The sequence below is a fragment of the Streptomyces sp. NBC_01003 genome, assembly GCF_045162695.1.
Classification (GTDB): domain Bacteria; phylum Actinomycetota; class Actinomycetes; order Streptomycetales; family Streptomycetaceae; genus Streptomyces.
Map to the genome: position 1 here is coordinate 4,492,315 of NZ_CP108707.1, position 22,285 is coordinate 4,514,599.

The following is a 22,285-nucleotide window of genomic DNA, read 5'->3' on the forward strand; positions in this document are numbered from 1 at the left end:
GCCGGTGCCGGCGTCAGCCGACACCGTTCGCGTTCCGTTCGGCGGCCTCGACGACGTTCACGAGGAGCTGGGCACGGGTCATGGGGCCGACGCCGCCCGGGTTCGGGGAGATCCACCCGGCGACCTCGGTGACGCCCGGGTGCACATCGCCGACGATCTTGCCGTTCTCGTCGCGCGAGACGCCGACGTCGAGCACGGCGGCGCCCGGCTTGATGTCCTCGGGCTTGATCAGGTGCGGGACGCCCGCGGCGGCCACGACGATGTCGGCTCGCTTGAGGTGGGCGGCCAGGTCACGGGTGCCGGTGTGGCACTGGGTGACCGTGGCGTTCTCGGACTTGCGGGTGAGCAGCAGCGGCATCGGGCGGCCGATGGTGACGCCGCGGCCGACGACCACGACCTCCGCGCCGTTGATCTCCACGCCGTGCTCGCGCAGCAGCGTGATGATGCCGAAGGGGGTGCAGGGCAGCGGCGCCGGCTCGTTCAGGACGAGGCGGCCGAGGTTCATCGGGTGCAGGCCGTCCGCGTCCTTGGCCGGGTCCATCAGCTCCAGGATGCGGTTCTCGTCGATGCCCTTGGGCAGCGGGAGCTGGACGATGTAGCCGGTGCAGGCGGGGTCCTCGTTGAGCTCGCGGACGACGGCCTCGATCTCCTCCTGCGTGGCGGTGGCCGGCAGGTGGCGCTGGATGGAGGCGATGCCGACCTGGGCGCAGTCGCGGTGCTTGCCCGCGACGTACTTCTGGCTGCCCGGGTCCTCACCGACCAGGACGGTGCCGAGGCCGGGCGTGACGCCCTTCTCCCTCAGGGCCGCCACGCGGGCGGACAGATCGGACTTGATCGTGGCTGCGGTGGCCTTGCCATCGAGAATCTGGGCGGTCATGCCCCCCATCTTCGCGGATGGGACCGCCCCGGTTCCAATCCGGGCGTCCCAGCTTGATCACCGTTGTTGCACTTCCACAACGCATACGGAATGCGGCTGGACAAATAAGCCGCACCTAAAGAACCATGAGCGGCAACAGTGCCGCGGGCAGTACCGGGGGGACGACCGCTCTGTAGACCTTTCCTCCACTTGGTGCCGCGCGTTGTCCCCGCACTAAGGCAACGGAGGAAAAAGCCATGAGTTTCGGCGACCCGAACAACCCCTACGGTCCGCCGCAGGGCCAGCCCGGCCAGCAGCCCGGCTACCCGCCGCAGGCGCCCCAGGCGCCGCAGGGCCAGCCCGGCTACGGGTACCCGCAGGCACCGCAGGGCGTCCCGCCCCAGCAGGGCTACGGCTACCCGCAGGGCCAGCCCGCGTACCCGGGCTTCCCCGGCGGCAACCAGATGCCGATCGAGATGCCCGGCCTGATGAAGACCGCGCGCGTGCTCCTCTTCATCCTCGCCGGCTTCCAGCTCCTGTTCGGCATCATCGCGGGCGTCGCCATCGGCGCGGCCCAGGACGTGTCCAACGGCGTCGGCTCCGGTGACGCCACGGACACACTCGCCGGCCTCGGCTTCCTCATCGCGGCGCTCATGGTGGCCCTCGGCGCCCTGTCGATCTTCCTGGGCGTGAAGTTCAAGAACGGCGGCAGCGGCATCCGCATCACGACGATCGTCTACGCGTCGCTGATGATCATCGGTGGTCTCGTGAACACCATCAACGGCGGCGGCGGTTCGGCGACCTTCGGCGGACTCATCTCGCTCGCCATCGCCGGCATCATCCTCGGTTCCATGGTGAACAGCGCCGCGACCACCTGGTTCAACCGCCCGCGCTACTGATCGCGTTCGCGACGAACCAGGGGTTTCCCGCCCTTCACCCGTAAGGGCCGCTCTCTCCCGTCACAAGGGGAGCGCGGCCCTTCGCCGTCCCCCTAGGCTGTTGGGTTGTCCGGCTGGGAGAGGACTGGCTTTTGTACAGCATCGTCGTCGTGCCGCCACTGACCGAACCACCGTGCAAGGAAGCCCAGTTCAGGCTCGCTCCGGGTGAGCGGCTCACCTTCTGTCCGTGCGGTCGGCCGCTACACCTGCGTGGTCTCCGGCCAGCTCCGGGAACCGGCCGAACTCCCGGGAAACCGCGGGGTCCTGATCGCCACCGGATGCGTCACCTCCGCCGAGCGCGTGAACACGTCGCACGGGGTGCGCGTGAAGTACAGGGTCTTCGTGGCACGGATGGAGCACTACCTCAAGGAGTACACCGTTCCTAGATAGTGAGCGGGAGTGAGTCGTAGATCCACTCTCGTTCGCTATGCCCGTCCCGAACGGTGTTGGGCGGGCTGGGTCGCCGCTTTCGCTTCCCTGGTGGCGTCACCACTGCTGGTGGTGGTCCGGTCCGGGGTGGGCGGTCTCCCTCACGTCCGGGGTTTCGGGGTGCGGCCTGGACGATCCGATGCCCCACTCCGGTTGCGTGGGGGCGGTGTCGTCCGTCGCCGTGCCCCGAATCCCTGGGCGCGCCGTCCGATCACGAGGCTCGCGGCCTCATGCCGGGTGGTCTGATGGGTGGGGATGCTGGTCGGCTTCTGCCAGTGCTCGGCGCCCCACCGGCTGCTGTACGCGGCATCGACCGCGATCACGCTGATGCCCTGCTCGGCAGCCATCGAAATGAGCCGGGCGGCCAGCCGTGCGGCGGGAAAGCGGGAGATCAGACGGCGGAAACGCTTGTTACGGCCGTGCTTCTCCCGGGTCTTGGAGCCCGCGAAGTCGAGGTCCTCGACCGCGATGGCGCTCGCGCCGCACTGGTGCGCGTAGTGGAGCAGGCGGCTGATGGCGTGCCGGATCTGCGCATCCCGATGCAGGGCATTGCCGGACAGGTCATAGAAGAAACGCTCCGGACGCCCGATGGGGTTGCCGTGGACGTCGAGGCGCCAGGCGGCGTAGTGATCGTTGTTGGTGTCCACGCCGATCACGGTCCCGCCTGCCAGGGCGGCTTCCAGGGTGAGGACAGGAGCTGGGGTGCGCTGCCAGGATGCGGTCACATACCAGCGCTCTCGCACCACATCATGGTGGATGCGATACGCAACTGCCCGGTGATCAACCACCCGGTCCGCCCACTCCTGGCCCCGGTGCGCGAGCACCGCCCGGCCGGCCAGCACGTAGCGGCCGTTGGGGGCGTTCGCCAAGTGGGCGAGCGGGGCGGGGAGTTTGAGGCTCAACTGCCCGTCAAGACCGAGACGGATGGTCTCGTTGCCGAGGCGTTTGCCGGACTCGCCGTCAGCGGACAGGAACATCCGGGCCGCCTCCCAACGAGAGCGCCACCCCTGCTCGCTGAGCCCGGCCGCATCCAGGTGATGCCGGGTATTGGCCAGGTGCTTGCCGCCACGCACCACCCGCACCCGGCCCGCCGCCCAATCCGCCCGCGCCCGGGCCAAACGGTCCTCAAGGACGCGCAGGCGGCGCGACTTGGCATGCCACTCACGCCGGGAGCGATACCCGCCCGGCACGCCCCGCTCGCCCTTGGCGCCCAGCTCCAGCGCGAGGCGCTGCCGGATACAGGCGATGCCCGCCTCCAGCTCCCGGACATGCGTAGCCAGGCACCGCCGAGCCAGCGCCCACTGGTCATGCGAGGCCTTGGTAACCGACCCCGCCCACCGCGCCGATGACAAGGCACTCACATCCCGCTTACGCGCCGCCCATTGACCGGCATCGTGACCGAGCCCAGCCCTGCTGCGGACCTTCAGATCCCGTCCGGCCAACGACCCCAAATGCCGCCCCACCACACCGAGCACCTCGGTATCGGTTGCGGACAGGCCCTTGAGACGGGTCCGCACTGCCACCCCGCTCGGCAACGGAGCCACGAACGGAGCCGCCAACACCCGCAACGCCTTCCCCGCCACCCCACCCACCCCGTCCAGCGAGCCACTCACGCAATCCGATCATCAGTCCACCCGCCCAACGAGCCCCACCCGACCGAGGTCACGCATTCGACCCAGGATTCCGTGTCCCCACCGGACGCTCCACACACTCACACTCACTCCCGTGCGGGTAGCGCACGCTCAAAGCCCAACTCACCCCCGCCCCTCCCTTCCCGCTCCCAGTGCTGTCATCCGATCAACGACACCCATGAGAAAGGTCACGCATTCGATCTACGCACCCACGTACGACACCGAGACCGCTCATGGACACATGGCATGACGCCGGCCCACGACACATCACTACGGATCCCAGAGGAAACAGGTAAGCCTGACAGCCACGGGCCGACAGGTCACGGAAAACGACCGCGGGCCGTGCCTTCACGGGGGAAGGCACGGCCCGCGGTGGTGTGCCGCTCGCTGAGACCTAGTGGAAGAAGTGGCGCGTGCCGGTGAAGTACATCGTCACGCCCGCCTTCTTCGCGGCCTCGACGACCTGCTCGTCACGGATGGAACCGCCGGGCTGGACGATCGCCTTCACACCGGCGTCGATCAGGATCTGCGGCCCGTCCGGGAACGGGAAGAACGCGTCCGACGCGGCGAACGAACCTCGCGCCCGCTCCTCGCCGGCCCGCTCCACGGCCAGCTTGCAGGAGTCGACGCGGTTGACCTGGCCCATGCCGACGCCGACCGAGGCGCCGTCCTTGGCCAGCAGGATCGCGTTGCTCTTCACCGCGCGGCACGCCTTCCAGGCGAACGCCAGCTCGTCGAGCTCGCCCGGGGACAGCGCGTCGCCCGTCGCGAGGGTCCAGCTCGCCGGGTTGTCTCCGTCGGCCTGGACGCGGTCGGTGACCTGGAGGAGCGCGCCGCCGTCGATCTGCTTCGTCTCGACGACCGCCGCCGGGCCCCGGTGGGCGCGCAGCACGCGGATGTTCTTCTTCTTGGTGAGGGCCTCGAGCGCGCCGTCCTCGTACTCGGGCGCGACGATGACCTCGGTGAAGATGTCCGCGACCTGCTCGGCCATCTCCTTCGTCACCGGCCGGTTGACGGCGATGACGCCGCCGAACGCGGACATCGGGTCACAGGCGTGCGCCTTGCGGTGCGCCTCGGCGACGCTCGACGCGACCGCGATGCCGCACGGGTTGGCGTGCTTGATGATCGCGACGCACGGGTCGTCGTGGTCGTACGCGGCACGGCGCGCGGCGTCCGTGTCCGTGTAGTTGTTGTACGACATCTCCTTGCCGTGCAGCTGCTCGGCCTCCGCGAGACCGCCGGTGCCGTCGACGTAGAGGGCGGCGGCCTGGTGCGGGTTCTCGCCGTAGCGCAGGACGTTCTTGCGCCCGTACGTCGCGCCGAGGAACTCGGGGAGGCCGCTCTCGTCGGCGGCCGCGTAGCCGTCGGCGAACCAGGACGCGACCGCGACGTCGTACGCCGCCGTGTGCTGGAAGGCCTCGCCGGCGAGGCGCTTGCGGGCGGTCAGGTCGAAGCCGCCGTCGCGAACGGCCGAGAGGACGTCGGCGTACCGGGCGGGGCTGGTGACGACGGCCACCGACGGGTGGTTCTTGGCGGCGGCGCGCACCATCGAGGGGCCGCCGATGTCGATCTGCTCGACGCACTCGTCGGGAGTGGCGCCCGAGGCGACGGTCTCCTTGAAGGGGTACAGGTTCACGACGACGAGCTGGAAGGGCTCCACGCCGAGCTCGTCGAGCTGGCGCCGGTGGTCCGCCAGGCGCAGGTCGGCGAGGATGCCCGCGTGGATCTTCGGGTGCAGAGTCTTGACGCGCCCGTCGAGGCACTCGGGGAAGCCCGTGAGCTCCTCGACCTTGGTGACGGGCACCCCGGCGGCGGCGATCTTCGCAGCGGTCGAGCCGGTCGACACCAGCTCCACGCCCGCCTCGTGCAGCCCGCGCGCGAGGTCTTCCAGACCGGTCTTGTCGTAGACGCTGACGAGCGCCCGGCGAATGGGCCGCTTGTTGCTCTCGGCGGTCACTGGATAACTACCTTTCGTCCCTCAATGCGATAGCCGTTGCGGGCCAGACGCCCCACGACATCGACGAGCAGCCTGCGCTCGACTTCCTTGATGCGCTCGTGCAGAGCGCTCGCGTCGTCCTCGTCCCGGACCTCGACCACGCCCTGGGCGATGATCGGACCGGTGTCGACGCCGTCGTCGACGAAGTGGACGGTGCATCCGGTGACCTTGGCGCCGTACGCGAGCGCGTCGCGCACGCCATGGGCTCCGGGAAAACTGGGGAGCAGGGCGGGGTGCGTGTTCACGAACCGCCCGCCGAACCGGGCGAGGAACTCCTTGCCCACGATCTTCATGAACCCGGCCGAGACCACGAGGTCCGGCTCGTACGCCGCCGTGGCCTCGGCGAGCGCCCGGTCCCACTCCTCGCGGGTGGCGAAGTCCTTCACCCGGCAGACGAAGGTGGGCAGCCCGGCGCGCTCGGCGCGCTCGAGCCCGGCGATGGAGTCACGGTCGGCGCCGACGGCCACGATCTCGGCGCCGTAACCCTCCGCGCCCTCGGCCGCGAGGGCGTCGAGCAGAGCCTGCAGGTTCGTGCCTGATCCGGAGACCAGCACGACGAGCCGCTTGGCCACAGCGAGGGCCTTTCTCGGGAGTGCGTTTGTAGGGTCGCACAAAGGCTTCATGGTTCCCGATACGGGGAACTCTACGAAGCGGTCGACCGTCAGCAACGATACCGGCACATGGAGCGGCCCCCACGGGACGGGGGCGCGGCCGGAAGGTAGCGTCTGTGGCGGATTCGCCACCGAAGGAACGCCGCCCGCTTGCGGGACGTTCACTTCAGAACGGGCTCGCCCGCAGCCGCGCCACGATCGATCTAGGGGAAGACGCACACCTGATGCCGGACCGAAGCCTCCGCCTGCCGCTGCTGCCCGCCGGCTCGACCCTGTTGCGCGAAGGCCGTCCCACGCCTCCTCCGCCCCAGGACACACCGCCCCAGTCCCCCGATTCCTCCAAGCCGTCCAAGCCTTCCGAGGACGACAACCCGTTCGCGCCACCGCCGGAGGGCGCGCCCGACCGCCCGTGGCAGCCGCGCCGCCCCGAGGGCGGTCAGGACGGTCAGGGCGACGGGTCGGGCGGGGACCGGAACCCGTGGGGCGGTCAGTGGAGCGACCGGCAGCCGGGCCGCGCCCAGGGCGGCCGCTTCGGCGACCGTCCCGGCCAGGGCGGCGGTCCGGGCGGTCAGGGCGGACCCGAAGGCCCCCAGGGGCCCGGTTCCGGCATGCGCTGGGACCCGACGGACCCGGCCCAGCGCCGCGCTCGCTACGCACTGCTCTCCGGCATGTGGGGCTTCTTCTTCGCCCTGTTCAGCTGGCCTTACGTGGCTCTGCTGCTCGGCGCGCTCGCCCTGTACTGGGGCATCACCGCCCTGCGCGCCAAGCCCCGCACACCGAACCCGGACGCCCCGGCGCCCACCGGTCCCGCCGCCGGTTCGAGACCGCAGACCACGGCGGCCGTCAGCGGCCTGGTCACCGGCTCCCTCGCCCTGGCCCTGGTCGCCGCCACGTTCACGGCCCAGCTGGTCTACAGCGACTACTACACGTGCGTGAACGACGCGCTGACCAGTGCGTCTCAGAAGGCGTGCAACGACAAGCTCCCGAAGGAACTGCGCACACTGCTCGGCACGCGCGACTAGGGAGTGTCCAGCGGGCGGGGCTCTTCGGGGGCCGCGCCCGGGTCCCTGTTCGCGCCCGCCTCCGGTTCCGTGTCCCGGCTCGTGTCGGACGCCTCCTTGAGCGCTGCCCAGCGCGCTTCCCTCGTGGATCCGCCCGGCCAGGCGTCGCCCACCCGGACGGGCCCGTCCGGGAAGGGGTCCACGGAGAAGGGGTCGGCGGAGAACGGGTCCGCGGGAAAGAAGTCGTACAGCTCGAACGCGGCGTCGCCCGACGGGGCCTGCCCGGCCTGCGCCGCCCCCTCCCGGCGCCGTCGCGGCAGCCAGTTCCTCGGCGACGGGATCCGGGGGCGCCGCCACCACGACGGGGCCCGCTCCTCGAGGGATTCCTCGGCCCGCTCCTCAGCTCGCTCCTCAGCCGCTTTCCCGGCCCGTTCCTCGCCCGTTTCGCCGACCCGCTCATCGCGCGGCACCCTGACCCGCCACGCCCGCAGCCCCACTGTCACCGGCACCCCCACCAGCGTCGTCCACCCCGCCGCCGCGAGCCCCGTCAGCCACCCCACGGGCCCGAACTCCGCGAGCCCCGCGACGCCCATCGGACCGCCGGCCGCCACCGCGAGCCCCGCGAAGGCGAGCCCGCACAGCACCGCCGCGACGCCCGCCGCCATCGCCGTACGCCCCCGCGACCACGCCGCGTCCCGCTCCCCGTGCCGGGGCGCCGCCGCCCCCGCCACGAACCACGCCACCGTCAGCCCGGCCATGACCGGCACCGCCCCCGCCGACCAGTTGAGCGGCGCCCCGGGGCCCGGCTCCGGCACCGCCGCGAGCAGCGGGAAGGCGGGCAGCAGCGGCCCCGACGACACCCCGAGCGGCCCGGCCACACTCCCCCCGCCGAGCGCGAAGCCGGGACCGAGCGCGTACGCGGCGCCCCATACCGCCGCGTTCGGCACCAGCGCGGCGGCCAGCAGGAGCACCGCGGCCCGTCCCGACCACACGTCCGTGAGCTGCTCGAACGAATGCCGCACCGCCTCGGCGTGCCACACCGTCGACGCCGCCACGACCAGCGCGCCGCCCGCCACGAGCACGAGCGCCCCGGCGGCCGCGGCCCGCGCGGCGACCGGCAACAGACGGCGTACGAACACCTCGCGCTCGCCGTCCTGGACGGCGTCGAGACGATGGCGCGGGAGCGCGGGAACCGGGATGCGCGGGCGGCCGTGGGCCGTCCAGACACCGGCGCCCGCGGCGGCCACGGCGACGACGGTCAGATGCGCGGTGACGCTCGGCCAGGACGGCCGCAGCTCACCGGCCGACGCGTAGAACGCGGCGCCGCCGCCCACCAGCAGATACCCGATCACGACCCCGCACCATGCGGTCCGCCAGGCCGTCTGCGGCGCGTCCCCGTCGTCCGCGCCCTCCACCGCGTCACGTGCCGCGCGGTGCAGCAGCCACACCGGAATCACCAGAAGGAGCAGTGGCGCGACGCCGATCGGCGCCGGGGTCCCCGAGAGCGTGTCCGTCCTGACGACCTCGGCGCCGTGCGCGAGGAGCCACAGCGCGGCGGCGGCGTGCAGGGCCCCGCCGGGACCGCTGTCCGGGTAGGGCGAGCTGATCCACAGCATCATGACGAGCACGGCGGACGAGCCGAGTCCGAGGCCGGCCGCGACGACCCCGCCGAACAGGCAGGCGGCGGGCCCCGGGGAGCGGTCACGCACGCGGGAGAGCAGGAGCGGCAACGACGGGCCACGGTCGGTCATTTGGGTCACGCGGCCATGCTCCCAACGACGCACGCTTTATTCGCGTAACAGGCGAAGACCGGATGTGTCGCTCAAGATACGTTTATGTACTTATTCACGCGAAAGGGTGTGTGGAGTCCCCTATGACGCAGAGCCCCGCCTCCCCGCTGCCGGCCCCCGACGAGCGCCGCAAACTCCGCGAAACGAAGTCCCTGACTCAGGCTCAGGTCGCCGCGCAAGTGGGCGTCACCCGGGAAACGATCCGGTCCTGGGAATCCGGCCGGACCGCCCCGAGGGGCCGCAAGGGGGAGGCGTACGCGACGTTCCTGGCGGACATCGAGGCGGAGAGACAAGCGCCGGCCGCCAAGGCAACAGTCACCGCCAAGGCAGCAGCCACCGCCACGACGGCCCCCGCCCGGACCAGACGCTCCGTCGGACGCCGGGACTCCGCCCCGCTCGACCGGGGCCAGGAGCGCGGCGGACGGTGGGGGCGGCCCGCGGCCACAGCCGAGGCGGGCGGGAGCCCGAGCCCGGCGCAGTCCCCGAACGACGCCACCAAGGCCTTCGACCGGCTCTACACCCACGCGGCCCCGGGCCTGGTCCGCCAGGCCTACCTCCTCACCGGCCGCCGCACCCTCGCCAGGGAGTCCGTGGAGCGCGCCTTCCAGGTCGCCTGGCAGCGCTGGCCCGAGGTCGCCGTGGACCGCGATCCCGTCGGCTGGGTCAGGGCCGCCGCCTACGAGTACGCCATGTCGCCCTGGCACCGGCTCCGCCCGAGCCACCGGCACCCCGAGGCGCCGCCCGCCGACGCCGACCACCGCGCGCTGCTCGACGCACTCCTGAGCCTGCCGTCCTCGTACCGCCGCACCCTGCTGCTCTACGACGGGGTCGGGCTCGATCTGCCCGAGACCGCCGCCGAGACGGAGGCCACCACGCCCGCTGCGGCGAATCGACTGCTCCACGCGCGGGAGGCCGTGGCCGAGCAGCTGCCCGCCCTCGCCGTACCCGACCAGCTCCACCGGCGCCTGACCGAACTCGCGGGCGCCGAGAAGCTCCAGGCCCCCAAGTCGACCCTGGTCCGCACGGAGGGCGAGCGCCGGACCCGCTTCTGGACCCGCTCGGCCATCGCCTTCACCGTCCTGATCGTCGGCGCGACGGCCCTCACGCTGCGCACCGCGCCGACCCGTTACGAACCGATCCCCGCCCCCGGCTCAATGATCACCGGAGTGCCGCCGCGGACGGGGTCGGGACCGCTCACGCAGGCGGACAAGAAGCTGCGCGACAAGCTGCACAAGTCGACGCAGAACAGCCCCCACCGCCTCGTCCCCGCGACCGACTGAGCCCCGACGGGCTTCCCGGACGGGCCCCCGGACGCGCTTCCCGCACGTGGTTCCCTCACAGGGTTCCCGTACAGACGCAACGACAGTGGGCCCGCACCCCCGAAAGGGTGCGGGCCCACTGATGTCAGGCAGGTGGCGGAACTACGAGAGCAGCTCGCGCGCCAGCTTGGCGGTCTCGGTCGGCGTCTTGCCGACCTTCACGCCGGCGGCCTCGAGGGCCTCCTTCTTGGCCTGTGCGGTGCCAGAAGAGCCGGACACGATCGCGCCCGCGTGACCCATCGTCTTGCCCTCGGGGGCGGTGAAGCCCGCGACGTAGCCGACGACCGGCTTGGTGACGTGCTTGGCGATGTAGTCCGCCGCACGCTCCTCGGCGTCGCCGCCGATCTCGCCGATCATGACGATCAGGTCGGTGTCGGGGTCGGCCTCGAACGCCTCGAGGGCGTCGATGTGCGTCGTACCGATAACCGGGTCGCCACCGATGCCGACGGCGGACGAGAAGCCGAGGTCACGGAGCTCGTACATCATCTGGTACGTCAGCGTGCCGGACTTCGAGACCAGGCCGATGCGGCCCGGCTTCGTGATGTCGCCCGGGATGATGCCGGCGTTCGACTGGCCCGGGGTGATGAGACCGGGGCAGTTCGGGCCGATGATGCGGGTCTTGTTGCCCTTCGACTTCGCGTACGCCCAGAAGGCGGCGGAGTCGTGGACGGCGATGCCCTCGGTGATCACGACAGCGAGGGGGATCTCGGCGTCGATCGCCTCGACGACGGCGGCCTTGGAGAAGGCCGGCGGCACGAAGAGAACGGAGACGTTGGCGCCCGTCTTCTCCATGGCCTCCTTGACCGTGCCGAAGACCGGGACCTCGGTGCCGTCGAAGTCGACGGAGGTGCCGGCCTTGCGCGGGTTCACGCCGCCGACGATGTTCGTGCCGTCACCGAGCATGAGCTTGGTGTGCTTCATGCCCGTGGCACCGGTCATGCCCTGGACGATGACCTTGCTGTCCTTGGTGAGGAAGATAGCCATGGTGGTCTGAGTCCCTCTTCCTTACTTCGCAGCCGCGGCGAGCTCGGCGGCCTTGTCGGCCGCGCCGTCCATGGTGTCCACACGCTGGACGAGCGGGTGGTTGGCGTCGCTGAGGATCTTGCGACCCAGCTCCGCGTTGTTGCCGTCGAGTCGCACGACCAGCGGCTTGGTGACCTCTTCGCCCTTGTCGGCGAGGAGCGCCAGGGCCTGCACGATGCCGTTGGCGACCTCGTCGCAGGCGGTGATGCCGCCGAAGACGTTGACGAACACGGACTTGACGTCCGGGTCGCCGAGGATGATCTCCAGGCCGTTCGCCATCACCTGGGCGGACGCGCCGCCGCCGATGTCGAGGAAGTTGGCCGGCTTCACGTTGCCGTGGTTCTCACCGGCGTACGCGACGACGTCCAGGGTCGACATGACCAGACCGGCACCGTTACCGATGATGCCGACCTCGCCGTCGAGCTTGACGTAGTTGAGGTTCTTGGCCTTGGCAGCAGCCTCGAGCGGGTTGGCTGCGTCCTTGTCCTCGAGCGCCTCGTGCTCGGGCTGGCGGAAGTCGGCGTTCTCGTCGAGGGAGACCTTGCCGTCAAGGGCGATGACCTTGCCGGAGGCGACCTTGGCGAGCGGGTTCACCTCGACGAGGAGGGCGTCCTCCTTGATGAAGGTGTCCCACAGGGTGACGAGGATGTCGGCGACCTGGTCGGCGACCTCGGCCGGGAACTTCGCCTGGGCGACGATCTCCTGGGCCTTCTCCTTGGAGACGCCCTCGTTGGCGTCGACCGGCACCTTCGCGAGGGCGTCGGGGTTCTCCTCCGCGACGACCTCGATCTCCACGCCGCCCTGGACGGACGCCATGGCGAGGAAGGTGCGGTTGGTGCGGTCGAGGAGGTACGAGACGTAGTACTCCTCGAGGATCTCCGGAGCGGTCTCGGCGATCATCACCTTGTGGACCGTGTGGCCCTTGATGTCCATCCCGAGGATGTCCGTCGCGCGGGCGACGGCCTCGTCCGGGGTGGCGGCGAGCTTGACGCCGCCTGCCTTGCCACGGCCGCCGACCTTCACCTGCGCCTTGACGACCGACTTGCCGCCCAGTCGCTCGGTGGCCTCGCGCGCCGCCTCAGGCGTGTCGATGACTTCACCGGCCAGCACCGGTACACCGTGCTTGGCGAAGAGGTCCCTCGCCTGGTACTCGAACAGGTCCACGCGCGTCCGTCCCTTTTCCGTGATCTCGCTGCGATCTCGCTGCTTTGTGGTCAGCTGTCTGCGTGGGCGTGCCGCGAAGGGCAACGTGACTGCGCTGTCACAGGGGAGGCGTAGGACGGAGTCCGGTACGCGGCATGTCCGTCTCGCAGGTTATCGCCGCTCACCCGGGGTCCCTAAATCGCAGATCGCACATGGGCGGTGATAACAGTCACAGATCGGGGCCCCACCGGCCTGGGGTGCGCCCGGTGGGGCCCCTGAGAGCCCCCGAAAGACCCGGTGGGAGGACCTGGAGAGCCCTGCCGCCGGGCCGGGAAGGGCCCGGGCGGGTGATCCTCACCCCAATGGGGACCACCCGCCGCCATCTGCCGGGCCGGGCCCGGCTTGTCACTCCGGTCCCCGGCTGCCCGCAGACGACGTTTTCAGTCCGCTTCAGTCCGCCGACGCGTTCCGCGGTTGCGCCGGACGGACCACAGATACGGACCGCAGATACGGACTTCGGACGGAGAGCCTCTGCGGCGCCTCAGACACCGATGCCGTTGGCGGCGGCGCCCGTGGCGTTCGTCAGGTAGCTCGGGGCGACCGAGGCGGCCACGCCCTGGACGCCCTGGACCGCGTTCCCGGCGAGCGGCTGCGCGTCGGCGCCGACCGTGCCGGTCAGGTTCTGCGCGAACGGCGAGACCTCACCGACGACCCCGCCCGCGAACGGCGTCACGTCGCCGACCACACCACCGGCGAACGGCGTCACGTCGCCCACGACGCCCTGCGCCAGGTACTCCGCGCTGCCGCCGACGCCCTGCACGACCGGCTGCACCTGGTCGTACACGGCCTGCACGAGGGGCTGGACCGCGCCGACGACCCCGCCCGCGAACGGCTGCACGTCGTCCGCGACGACCGACTGCGCGAAGGGCTGGACCTGGCCCACGACCCCGTCCGCGAACGGCGTGACGTGGCTGACGACACCACCGGCGAACGGCGTCACGTCGCCGACCGCACCGCCCGCGAGCGTGCCGACGTCACCGACCGCCTGGCCGGCGACCGGGACCACGCCGTGCACGGCGGTCGCGGCGATGGGAGGAAGCACCGCGGCGGAGGTCTCGTCGACGACGGGACCGGCGGCCGTGGTCACTCCGCCGACGGTGCCGGAGGCGGTGGCCGGGACGTTCTGGGCGTAGCCCGGGACCTGCGCCGCGGTGCCGTACGCCTGGGCGGCGATGCCCTGGACCTGGGTGGTGGCGCCCTGGACGTGGCCCTGCGCCCCGGTCACCGTGCGGTCGACGTCGGGGGCGAACGCGGACAGGGGGCCGAACAGGTAGTCGATCTCCTGCGTGGCGCCGTCCTGTACGGCTCCCGCCCGGGCGCCGGCGTTCTGCGCGACGGCGTCGGCCGACACGTTCGGGACCCCGGCGGTGCGGGCGTGTGCGGCGCGGGCGGCGGCGGTGCGGGCGGTGTCGGCGACGTCGGTGACACCCTCGACGTAGGTCCGGGCCTGCTGCTTGGCGTGCGCGGCGACGGCCTCGACCCGGGCGTCGGTGTGGCGGACCGCGCCCTGGGCCCCGGCGACGGCGGGACCGGCCTGGGGCGCGGCCTTGGCGGCGGTGCCGGAGACGGTTCCGGAGACGTTGGAGACCGCGCCGGAGGCGGTCGTCCGGGTCTGGCCGGTCACGCCCGCCACGGTGTCCTGGGCCTTGCCGGTGACCGAGCCGACGGTGCCACGGGTGACGTCGTCGACGGTGCCCTGGACGTGGGAGACCGTGCCCTGGACATCGGCGACCACGTCACCGGCCAGGTCCGGGACCGCCACGGAGTGGGCGGGCATTTCGTCGGCGCTGGCGACGGCGGAGCCGAGCGCCCACGCACCGGAGACGCCGGCGGCTATCACGATGGAACGGCGGATGTTCTTGTTCATGCTTGCGTCAGATCCTTCGAATTCTCATGTCCGGTCCCGCACTGGAGGTCCAGCGGTGGGCCGGCGGCGTCCGGCCGGAGTGGTCCGGCCGGCGGGCAGACCTGTGCCGCCCCCGCGCGGCAGGTCACGTGCGGGGAACGGGCTGCCCTAGCCGGGGAATTCGGGGATTTCTCGGTGCCTGTCGCGGGTGGGGGCGGCGTGGGAGGACGCCGTCGCGCCGGGCAGCAGCCGGGCCGTCCCGCCGCTGCCGAACGCTGCCGCGGCGAGATCGGAGTGCCGCGTCGTGCTGCCGTCCCCCGCCGACTGACCGACCGCGCTGCCACTCGGGAACGCGGGTGCGGGAGCCGGGCTGCCGGCCGTCTTTGTGGCCGGGGTTCGCGCGGGTACGGCGTGGCCGCCTGCCGAGGCGAACACGTCGCCCACGGGCACGGCTGCCTCTCGCTTGCCGGGCCTTGCGCCGTCGCTGTGCCCGGCGGCCGCATGGGCTCCGGCGCTCGGAACCGGTGCCGTGTGGGCGCCGTTCCCGGGCTGGCCGGGGGCACCGGGGGCGCCGATCTGCCCCGGGACGCCGGGCAGCCCCGGCATCGACGGCGGACCCGGCAGGAACTGCGGCGGAGCCTCGGCGGCGAGCCCGCCGACGAGCTCTCCGGCGAACTCCCCCACTTCCCGGACCTCTTCCCGCACCGCTCCCTGGACCGTTCCCCGCACGTCGCGTACTCCTCGTACGACGGGTGCGGCGACCTGAGTGCGGACCGGCTCGGTCACGTGGGTCCGGACGGGCTCGACCACGCGATTCCGGGCGGGCTCCACGGCTTGCTCCCGCACGGCCCCGACTGCTCGGGAACCGCCGGCGGGAGACGTGCGGTGCGCCGCCTGCGCGGGGACGGGTGCGTGAACCGGTGTCTGAGCGGTTGCGTGAACCGCCTGCTCGCCCGTGGCCTCCGTCGGCGGCAGAACTCCCTCCGCCGCATGCGCCCTTCCCCCGCACAGCAGGCCGAACACGATCAGGCCCCCCGCAAGGAACATCACCCGGAGCGCCACGTTCAGCGCACGCCGCCCGGCCGCTGCGCGCACGACGCGCAGAGCGGCAACAGGCAGAGCGACCGGGGAAGTCAAAGTGGGGAACCCTCCCGTACGAGGGGCGCGGGGACGCGGGACGCGTGGGCTCGGGGATGAGAAGAGCCGCGCCGATCCTTGCACGGGACGCCCGAGGTTGCGCAAGCCCCCTGTTACCGATGGGTAGTCATGTCCGGATTTACGACGTCCCGCACCTACGACGCCCCGTTCGCCGGGTTCTCCGAGTCCGGTATCGGCAGCGGCCGCTTCTCGATCGCCGCCGCCATCACCTCCGGGAAAAGATCCGGCGTGCAGGCGAACGCCGGTGCTCCCAAGGCCGCGAGCGCCGCCGCGTGCTCCCTGTCGTACGCGGGTGCCCCTTCGTCGGACAGCGCGAGCAACGTGACGAACTGCACTCCTGACGACTTCATCGCGGCGACCCGCTTCAGCATCTCGTTCCGGATTCCCCCTTCGTAGAGGTCGCTGATGAGGACGACGACGGTCTCCGCGGGGCGCGTGATCTGCGACTGGCAGTACGCGAGCGCTCTGTTGATGTCGGTGCCGCCGCCGAGCTGCGTGCCGAACAGGACGTCGACCGGGTCGTCGAGCTGGTCGGTGAGGTCGACGACGGCCGTGTCGAACACGACGAGCCTGGTGTTGATGGACCGCATCGAGGCCAGCACAGCGCCGAACACGGAGGCGTAGACAACCGAGGCAGCCATCGAACCCGACTGGTCGATGCAGAGGATGACCTCCTTCTTCACCGACTGGGACGCGCGGCCGTATCCGATGAGCCGCTCGGGGACGACGGTGCGGTACTCCGGCAGGTAGTTCTTGAGGTTGGCCGCGATCGTGCGGTTCCAGTCGATGTCGTGGTGGCGGGGCCTGTTGATACGGGCACTGCGGTCGAGCGCGCCGGTGAGCGTCGCGCGGGTCCGCGTGGCGAGGCGCTTCTCCAGGTCCTCGACGACCTTCCGCACGACGGTGCGTGCCGTCTCCTTCGTCGTCTCCGGCATCGCCTTGTTGAGGGAGAGCAGCGTGCCGACGAGGTGCACGTCGGCGTCGACCGCTTCCAGCATCTCCGGTTCGAGCAGGAGCGCGGACAGGCCGAGGCGGTCGATGGCGTCTCGCTGCATGACCTGGACGACGGAGGACGGGAAGTACGTCCGGATGTCGCCGAGCCAGCGCGCCACGGAGGCCGCGGACGCCCCGAGGCCGGCCGAGCGGTGACGCCCCCGCTCGGCCTTGTCACCTCCCCCGTAGAGCGCGGTCAGGGCGCCGTCCATCGCCGCGTCCTGGCCGCCGAGCGCGCATCCGGTGCCGTCCGCCTCGTCCCCGCCGAGCACGAGCCGCCAGCGCCGCATCCGCTCGTCCCGGGCTCCCCCGCTGAGCTCGTCCACCTGGTCGACCGCCATCAGGCCACCCCCACAAGGTCGTTGTCACCCGGGCCGGAACCGGTTCCCGAGTCGGATCCGGCGTCGGCGTCGTCCGTCCCGAGCAGCAGCCGCAGCACCGGCAGCACCGAGTCCGCGCGCACCTGGTCGAGGCCGGGCGCGAACCCCGGCGGCGCCGTCCCCACGGCCGCCGTGGGTCCCGCCCCCGCGGGCCCGCGCCGCACCAGCTCCCCCAGCGTGCGGCGCACACCGGATTCGTAGGCGGAGAACGTGCGGCGAAGCAGCGGCAGTACGTCCGTGAACGCGTCAGCGGACACTCCCGTCAGCCAGTCGTCGACGAGTGCGAGCAGCCGCTCGTCGTGTACGAGGAGCAGCCCGCCGCCGGAGCCGCCGCCCACGAACCCCTCGATCCACGCGGCGGCCTCGGCGGGCCCGGTGCCGGGCGAGAGGGCGAGCCCCATCAGCCGCGCGGCCTCGCCCTCGGCCAGCTGTCCGTCGTCGAGGAGCAGCCGCGCGCACCGCCCCCGGATCACGCCGGCCACACTGTCGCGTGCGGCGAGGACCCGCAGCACGGAGTGCCAGCGGCCTCTGTGTCCGGCCGTCCCGTCGTCCTCCAGGAGCCCCACCGCCGCGTGCACCGCGTCCACATGGCCGCGCATCTCCGCCGCGGCGTCCCCGTCGAGCCCCGCGCACGCGGGCGGCAGGCCCACGAAGACGCGCTCGGCGAGACCGGCCGCCACCTCGCTCAGCGCCTGGGTGTCCGTCCCTCGCACATCGCCGTAGCGCAGGGAGCGGACGAGGGCGGGCAGGGCCTGGGCGAGATGGCCGACGTCCGCGTCCATCGCGGCGCGGTCGGCCAGCACACGCATCACCACCGGGAGCGCATCCGGCAGTTCGGCGAGGAGGCAGCGCTCCGCGAGGGCGGTGACGTCGGCGAGGGCCGGCGCGCCGATCGCGTCCGCCTCGGCTCTGGCGGTGGCCGCCGAGAGCACGGTCGTCCCCCAGACCCCCGCCTCGGCGACGCGCACGGACAGCTCGGGCTCCCAGCGCAGCAGCCAGGTCTCCCGGAACGTGCCCGTGGAGGCGCGCGTGGACCGTGCCGCCTCGCCCCAGCCGACGTCGAGGAGGCGGAGCCGGTGCAGGAGCCGACTGCGCGCCGCGTCCGTCTCCCTGCGCAGGTCGAGCTCCAACTCCCGTTCCGAAGCCTCCGGTTTGAGCCGCAGGGAGCGCTGGAGCCGCGTGAGGTCGCGTTGCAGCGGCACGGCGGGCGCCGCGTCCGGGACTTCGCCGAGTGCGTCCCCGACGACGAGCCGGTCGTGGACGAGCGACAGCGGTACGTCCGATCCCTCGCACATCACGGCGCGGATCGCGTCCGTGGTCTCGGTCAGCCCGGCCAGCGGACGGCCCCGCATCGCGGCGAGCGTCTCGGCGAGCCGCACCGCCTCGATGACGTGCGCCGACGACACGATCCTGTCCTCGTCCCTGAACAGCCCGGCGACCTTGGTCATCCAGCGTTCGACGGGCCGGTCCGGGGCGCTGAACAGATGCCCGTACCAGCCGGGCGAGTCGATACCCGCTCCGTATCCGCCGGCCCGGGCGAGCCGGCGGTGCGTCCAGGGCACCCAGGTCATGTCGACCTTGGCCTTGGGCAGCCCTTTGAGGGTGGCCCGGTCGGCGGCGACCGTGGTCTTCACATACAGCGCGGGAACGTGCCAGGCGCCGCACACCACCGCGACACCGTCCCCGAACTCCTTCTGTGCGGTGCGCAGTTGAAGGCGCATATAGGCCTCCCGCACGAGGTCCCGCTCGTGCCCGCCGTCGCCGTACTCCTCCCGCAGCGCGCCCATCGCCTCGCCGAGCGCCTCGAACGGCGCGAACGCGTCCCCCGACGCGCCCCGGTGCTCGATGACGTCCTCCCACCAGCGCTCCGGGTCGTCGTGCCCCGCGGTCTCGGCGAGTACGGCGAGCGGATCGACGCGCATCGCCTCCCTGGAATCCTCCTCGCCCTGCCCCCCGCCCTGGTCCTCGCCCTGCTCTCCGTCCCCCTCGGGGTCGTCCTGCGTCGCGCCCTGGTCGCGCAGGGCCAGGCTGTGCGCCGCCGGCAGGTCGATGAAGCGGACCGGAACGTCCCGCTCCAGGGCCCACCGGATCGCGACCCACTCCGGGGAGAACTCGGCCAGCGGCCAGAACGCGGAGCGCCCCGGCTCGTCCACGACATGTGCCAGCAGCGCGACCGGCGGCACCATGCCCTCGTCGGCGGCGAGCGCCACCAGGGCGTCCGCCTCGGGCGGCCCCTCGACCAGGACCACACTCGGACCCGCCGCGTCGAGCGCGGCCCGGACAGCCCTGGCCGAACCGGGGCCGTGGTGACGCACCCCGAGCAGCAGCGGTCCCTGCCCCCTCCCCCGCTCGCTCATACACTCACCTCGCGGCACGCGCGGTAGAAGTCCTTCCAGCCGTCCCGCTCGCGGATGACGGCCTCCAGATACTCCTGCCAGATCACCCGGTCCGCGGCCGGGTCACGGACGACGGCCCCGAGGATGCCCGCCGCGACGTCGGACGGCCGCAGCACCCCGTCCCCGAAGTGGGCGGCCAGCGCGAGCCCGCTCGTCACGACCGAGATCGCCTCGGCCGTGGACAGCGTGCCGCTCGGCGACTTCAGTTTCGTACGCCCGTCCTCGGTGACGCCGCTCCGCAGCTCCCGGAAGACCGTGACGATGCGGCGGATCTCGTCGGTGCCGTCCGGAGCGGCCGGCAGGTCGAGGGAACGGCCGATCTGGTCGACGCGGCGCGAGACGATGTCGACCTCCGCCTCAGCGCTCTCCGGCAGCGGAAGCACGACGGTGTTGAAACGGCGGCGCAGCGCGCTCGACAGGTCGTTGACCCCCCGGTCCCGGTCGTTCGCCGTGGCGATCAGGTTGAAGCCTCTGACGGCCTGCACCTCCTGGCCCAACTCCGGTATCGGCAGCGTCTTTTCCGACAGGATCGTGATCAGCGTGTCCTGTACATCGGCCGGGATACGGGTCAGCTCCTCGACCCGGGCCGTCATGCCCTCGGACATGGCGCGCATGACGGGGCTGGGCACGAGGGCGTCCCGGCTCGGGCCGTGCGCGAGAAGTCGCGCATAGTTCCACCCGTAGCGGATCGCCTCCTCGGGGGTGCCCGCCGTGCCCTGCACGAGCAGCGTCGAGTCGCCGCTGACGGCGGCCGCGAGATGCTCGGAGACCCAGGTCTTCGCGGTGCCCGGCACACCGAGCAGCAGCAGGGCGCGGTCGGTGGCGAGCGTGGTGACGGCGACCTCGACGATGCGGCGCGGCCCCACGTACTTCGGCGTGATGACGGTCCCGTCGGGCAGCGTCCCGCCGAGCAGATACGTGGCGACGGCCCACGGCGAGAGGAGCCAGCGCTCCGGGCGCGGCCGGTCGTCCTGCGCGGCCAGCGCCGCGAGTTCGGCGGCGAAGGCGTCTTCGGCATGCGGCCGCAGTGCCTGCGCGGCGCCCTGGTCCCCCGCGGACGCGGCGCTCTTCTCGGTCGGTTCGACGGACACGGTCATGGCGATCCCCCTCGATTTCGGCCGGGCTCGGCCGGCACGTCCGGCACATCCCGAGCACTCGGCCGGGATGTGACTCCACCGTGCACCACGCCACTGACAATCACCGGTCGTACGCCGCTGACCTGTGCGAACACCCGCGCCACGACCGATTGTCAGTGGCGGGACCTACCTTCGAGAACATGACTCAGCAGGGGGTGCGCTGGACGGCGGACCAGGTGCTGGCACTGGCGCCTGACGCCCCGTCACGCAAGGCGGGAAGCAAACTCGGCGTCGCCGGACCTTGGTCGGAGGCGGGAAGTTCGGGCGAGGGGATGGTGTGGGGGCTCTGCAAGGGCAGTGGCAGCAAGCCGTATCAGACGGTCGTGGACGTCGCGGACCCGGCGGGCCCGGCCTACAAGTGCAGTTGTCCGAGCCGTAAGTTCCCGTGCAAGCACGCCCTCGGGCTCCTCCTCCTGTGGGCGGGTGCGGACGGCTCGGTGCCGGACGCGCAGACGCTTCCGGACTGGGCGGAGCAGTGGGCCGAAGGGCGCAGGAAGCGGGCGCGGACCAAGCGGGAGACGGATGCGGCCGGCGGCGCCGCCGCCGATCCCGAGGCCGCGCGCCGCAGGGCCGAGCGGCGCGCCGAGCGGGTCACGGCGGGCGCGAGCGAGCTGGAGCAGCGGCTCGCGGACCTGCTGCGCGGCGGCCTCGCCTCGGCCGAGCAGGCCGGTTACGGGATGTGGGAGGAGACCGCGGCACGCATGGTGGACGCGCAGGCGCCCGGACTGGCCGCGCGGGTAAGGGAGTTGGGTTCGATACCCGCGTCCGGCCCCGGCTGGCCCGTCCGGCTCCTGGAGGAATGCGCGATGCTGCACCTCCTCGACAGCGGCTGGCTGCGCCGCGACCTGCTCCCCGCCGGACTCGCCTCGACGGTCCGCTCCCGCATCGGGCTGCCGTCGTCGGCGGAAGGGCGGCCGGCCCGGGACCGATGGCTGGTCCTGGCGCAGTACGACACGGCCGACAGCCGGCTCACCACACGCCGGATATGGCTGTACGGGACGGAGTCCGGCCACACGGCGCTCCTCCTCTCCTACGGGGCGGCGGGCCGCGCCCCGGCGCTCTCACTGCCGGTCGGCCTGGCGCTGGACGCCGAGCTCCGCGCGTACGCGGGCGACGGGCAGCTCCGCGCCGACCTGGGCGAACAGTTCACGGCGCCCGCCCCAAGTCCCGTACGGCCCAAGGGGGCAGGTGTGGCGGAGGCGGCGGCTCGGTACGGGGACGCGCTGGGCCGCGACCCCTGGCTGGAGTCGTGGCCGGTGACGCTGAGTCGGGTCATACCCACGCCGGATGAGGCGAGCGGCAGCGGCAGCGGCTGGCAACTTGCTGATGCGGACGATGACTTGACACGACCCCATGCGGCGCGACCGGCCTCGGAGCGGCTGGCGCTCCCGATCACGCCGCAGGCCGCTTCGAGCCCGGGGCTGTGGCGGCTGGCGGCGCTGTCCGGCGGAGCCCCAGTCACCGTCTTCGGCGAATGCGGTCACCGGGGCTTCACCCCTCTCACGGCCTGGCCCGAAGGCCCGGGAGAAGCGGTGGCGCTGTGCTGACGAGCCGGACGACAGAGACGACGGAAACGACT

The 22,285-nt window shown here is 72.2% G+C and carries 16 protein-coding genes and 1 pseudogene; 5 read left to right on the forward strand and 12 right to left on the reverse strand.

Annotated features, from left to right (window positions below; all coding sequences use genetic code 11):
- Positions 1-13: 13 nt before the first annotated feature.
- The gene (locus tag OG698_RS20445; protein ID WP_100594794.1) at positions 14-877 is read right to left on the reverse strand and encodes a bifunctional methylenetetrahydrofolate dehydrogenase/methenyltetrahydrofolate cyclohydrolase; all 864 of its coding nucleotides are present in this window, start codon (positions 875-877) and stop codon (positions 14-16) included.
- A gap of 236 nt (positions 878-1,113) precedes the next feature.
- Here OG698_RS20445 and OG698_RS20450 point away from each other — a divergent pair, with 236 nt between their 5' ends.
- Together OG698_RS20450 and OG698_RS20455 are read left to right on the forward strand one after the other, a co-directional pair.
- Positions 1,114-1,755, forward strand: coding sequence for a proline-rich domain-containing protein (locus OG698_RS20450; protein WP_406104556.1), 642 nt, complete (start codon positions 1,114-1,116; stop codon positions 1,753-1,755).
- Positions 1,756-1,959: 204 nt separating this feature from the next.
- On the forward strand, positions 1,960-2,184 hold the full coding sequence (locus tag OG698_RS20455) for a hypothetical protein (RefSeq protein ID WP_406104558.1): 225 nt from the start codon (positions 1,960-1,962) through the stop codon (positions 2,182-2,184).
- Here the strand turns inward: OG698_RS20455 and OG698_RS20460 are convergent.
- The 3 genes and pseudogenes from OG698_RS20460 to purN form a co-directional block, all read right to left on the reverse strand.
- Positions 2,177-3,836, reverse strand: a pseudogene (locus OG698_RS20460) (IS200/IS605 family accessory protein TnpB-related protein). The gene OG698_RS20455 and the pseudogene OG698_RS20460 sit on opposite strands and share 8 nt — an antisense overlap.
- A 412-nt stretch (positions 3,837-4,248) precedes the next feature.
- Positions 4,249-5,811 (reverse strand): bifunctional phosphoribosylaminoimidazolecarboxamide formyltransferase/IMP cyclohydrolase, encoded by a 1,563-nt coding sequence (gene purH / locus OG698_RS20465; protein WP_406104560.1) that lies wholly within the window; start codon positions 5,809-5,811, stop codon positions 4,249-4,251.
- Positions 5,808-6,473 carry a phosphoribosylglycinamide formyltransferase gene (gene purN, locus OG698_RS20470; RefSeq protein ID WP_100594959.1) on the reverse strand — a complete coding sequence of 222 codons (666 nt, stop codon included), beginning with the start codon at positions 6,471-6,473 and terminating at the stop codon, positions 5,808-5,810. The genes purH and purN overlap by 4 nt, the downstream gene beginning before the upstream one ends.
- A 212-nt stretch (positions 6,474-6,685) precedes the next feature.
- Here purN and OG698_RS20475 point away from each other — a divergent pair, with 212 nt between their 5' ends.
- Positions 6,686-7,483 carry a hypothetical protein gene (locus OG698_RS20475; RefSeq protein WP_406104562.1) on the forward strand — a complete coding sequence of 266 codons (798 nt, stop codon included), beginning with the start codon at positions 6,686-6,688 and terminating at the stop codon, positions 7,481-7,483.
- On the opposite strand, the gene OG698_RS20480 is transcribed toward OG698_RS20475, so the two are convergent.
- Positions 7,480-9,213, reverse strand: coding sequence for a DUF6350 family protein (locus OG698_RS20480; RefSeq protein ID WP_406111186.1), 1,734 nt, complete (start codon positions 9,211-9,213; stop codon positions 7,480-7,482). The genes OG698_RS20475 and OG698_RS20480 overlap by 4 nt on opposite strands.
- Positions 9,214-9,335: 122 nt before the next feature.
- On the opposite strand from OG698_RS20480, the gene OG698_RS20485 reads away from it, so the two are divergent.
- Positions 9,336-10,532, forward strand: a complete 1,197-nt coding sequence (locus tag OG698_RS20485; RefSeq protein ID WP_406104564.1) for a helix-turn-helix domain-containing protein — start codon at positions 9,336-9,338, stop codon at positions 10,530-10,532.
- A 141-nt stretch (positions 10,533-10,673) separates the two neighbouring features.
- On the opposite strand, the gene sucD is transcribed toward OG698_RS20485, so the two are convergent.
- From sucD to OG698_RS20520, 7 genes are all read right to left on the reverse strand, one after another.
- Positions 10,674-11,555, reverse strand: coding sequence for a succinate--CoA ligase subunit alpha (gene sucD, locus OG698_RS20490; protein ID WP_100594802.1), 882 nt, complete (start codon positions 11,553-11,555; stop codon positions 10,674-10,676).
- Positions 11,556-11,576: 21 nt separating this feature from the next.
- Complete coding sequence (gene sucC / locus OG698_RS20495) at positions 11,577-12,758, reverse strand: ADP-forming succinate--CoA ligase subunit beta (protein ID WP_326774459.1); 1,182 nt, start codon at positions 12,756-12,758, stop codon at positions 11,577-11,579.
- A gap of 520 nt (positions 12,759-13,278) precedes the next feature.
- Complete coding sequence (locus OG698_RS20500; RefSeq protein ID WP_406104566.1) at positions 13,279-14,664, reverse strand: hypothetical protein; 1,386 nt, start codon at positions 14,662-14,664, stop codon at positions 13,279-13,281.
- Positions 14,665-14,811: 147 nt separating this feature from the next.
- Entirely contained in the window at positions 14,812-15,474 is a 663-nt protein-coding gene (locus OG698_RS20505; protein ID WP_406104567.1) for a hypothetical protein, read from the reverse strand.
- 461 nt (positions 15,475-15,935) lie between these two features.
- Positions 15,936-17,135: a VWA domain-containing protein gene (locus tag OG698_RS20510; protein WP_406104568.1), complete on the reverse strand. Its 1,200-nt coding sequence runs from the start codon at positions 17,133-17,135 to the stop codon at positions 15,936-15,938.
- Positions 17,135-19,531: a DUF5682 family protein gene (locus OG698_RS20515; RefSeq protein ID WP_406104570.1), complete on the reverse strand. Its 2,397-nt coding sequence runs from the start codon at positions 19,529-19,531 to the stop codon at positions 17,135-17,137. Before OG698_RS20515 ends, OG698_RS20510 begins: the two co-directional genes overlap by 1 nt.
- Positions 19,528-20,667: an AAA family ATPase gene (locus OG698_RS20520; protein ID WP_406104572.1), complete on the reverse strand. Its 1,140-nt coding sequence runs from the start codon at positions 20,665-20,667 to the stop codon at positions 19,528-19,530. The genes OG698_RS20515 and OG698_RS20520 overlap by 4 nt, the downstream gene beginning before the upstream one ends.
- 179 nt (positions 20,668-20,846) lie before the next feature.
- Here OG698_RS20520 and OG698_RS20525 point away from each other — a divergent pair, with 179 nt between their 5' ends.
- Complete coding sequence (locus OG698_RS20525) at positions 20,847-22,253, forward strand: SWIM zinc finger family protein (protein ID WP_406104573.1); 1,407 nt, start codon at positions 20,847-20,849, stop codon at positions 22,251-22,253.
- The last annotated feature ends 32 nt before the right edge of the window (positions 22,254-22,285 follow it).

Coding starts and splice junctions, on each gene's coding strand:
- OG698_RS20500 (WP_406104566.1), bottom strand. CDS start 14,664: ATGAACAAGAACATCCGCCGTTCCATCGTGATAGCCGCCGGCGTCTCC.
- OG698_RS20485 (WP_406104564.1), top strand. CDS start 9,336: ATGACGCAGAGCCCCGCCTCCCCGCTGCCGGCCCCCGACGAGCGCCGC.
- OG698_RS20515 (WP_406104570.1), bottom strand. CDS start 19,531: ATGAGCGAGCGGGGGAGGGGGCAGGGACCGCTGCTGCTCGGGGTGCGT.
- OG698_RS20450 (WP_406104556.1), top strand. CDS start 1,114: ATGAGTTTCGGCGACCCGAACAACCCCTACGGTCCGCCGCAGGGCCAG.
- OG698_RS20475 (WP_406104562.1), top strand. CDS start 6,686: ATGCCGGACCGAAGCCTCCGCCTGCCGCTGCTGCCCGCCGGCTCGACC.
- OG698_RS20520 (WP_406104572.1), bottom strand. CDS start 20,667: ATGACCGTGTCCGTCGAACCGACCGAGAAGAGCGCCGCGTCCGCGGGG.
- sucD (WP_100594802.1), bottom strand. CDS start 11,555: ATGGCTATCTTCCTCACCAAGGACAGCAAGGTCATCGTCCAGGGCATG.
- OG698_RS20445 (WP_100594794.1), bottom strand. CDS start 877: ATGACCGCCCAGATTCTCGATGGCAAGGCCACCGCAGCCACGATCAAG.
- OG698_RS20525 (WP_406104573.1), top strand. CDS start 20,847: ATGACTCAGCAGGGGGTGCGCTGGACGGCGGACCAGGTGCTGGCACTG.
- purN (WP_100594959.1), bottom strand. CDS start 6,473: ATGAAGCCTTTGTGCGACCCTACAAACGCACTCCCGAGAAAGGCCCTC.
- OG698_RS20510 (WP_406104568.1), bottom strand. CDS start 17,135: ATGGCGGTCGACCAGGTGGACGAGCTCAGCGGGGGAGCCCGGGACGAG.
- OG698_RS20480 (WP_406111186.1), bottom strand. CDS start 9,213: ATGACCGACCGTGGCCCGTCGTTGCCGCTCCTGCTCTCCCGCGTGCGT.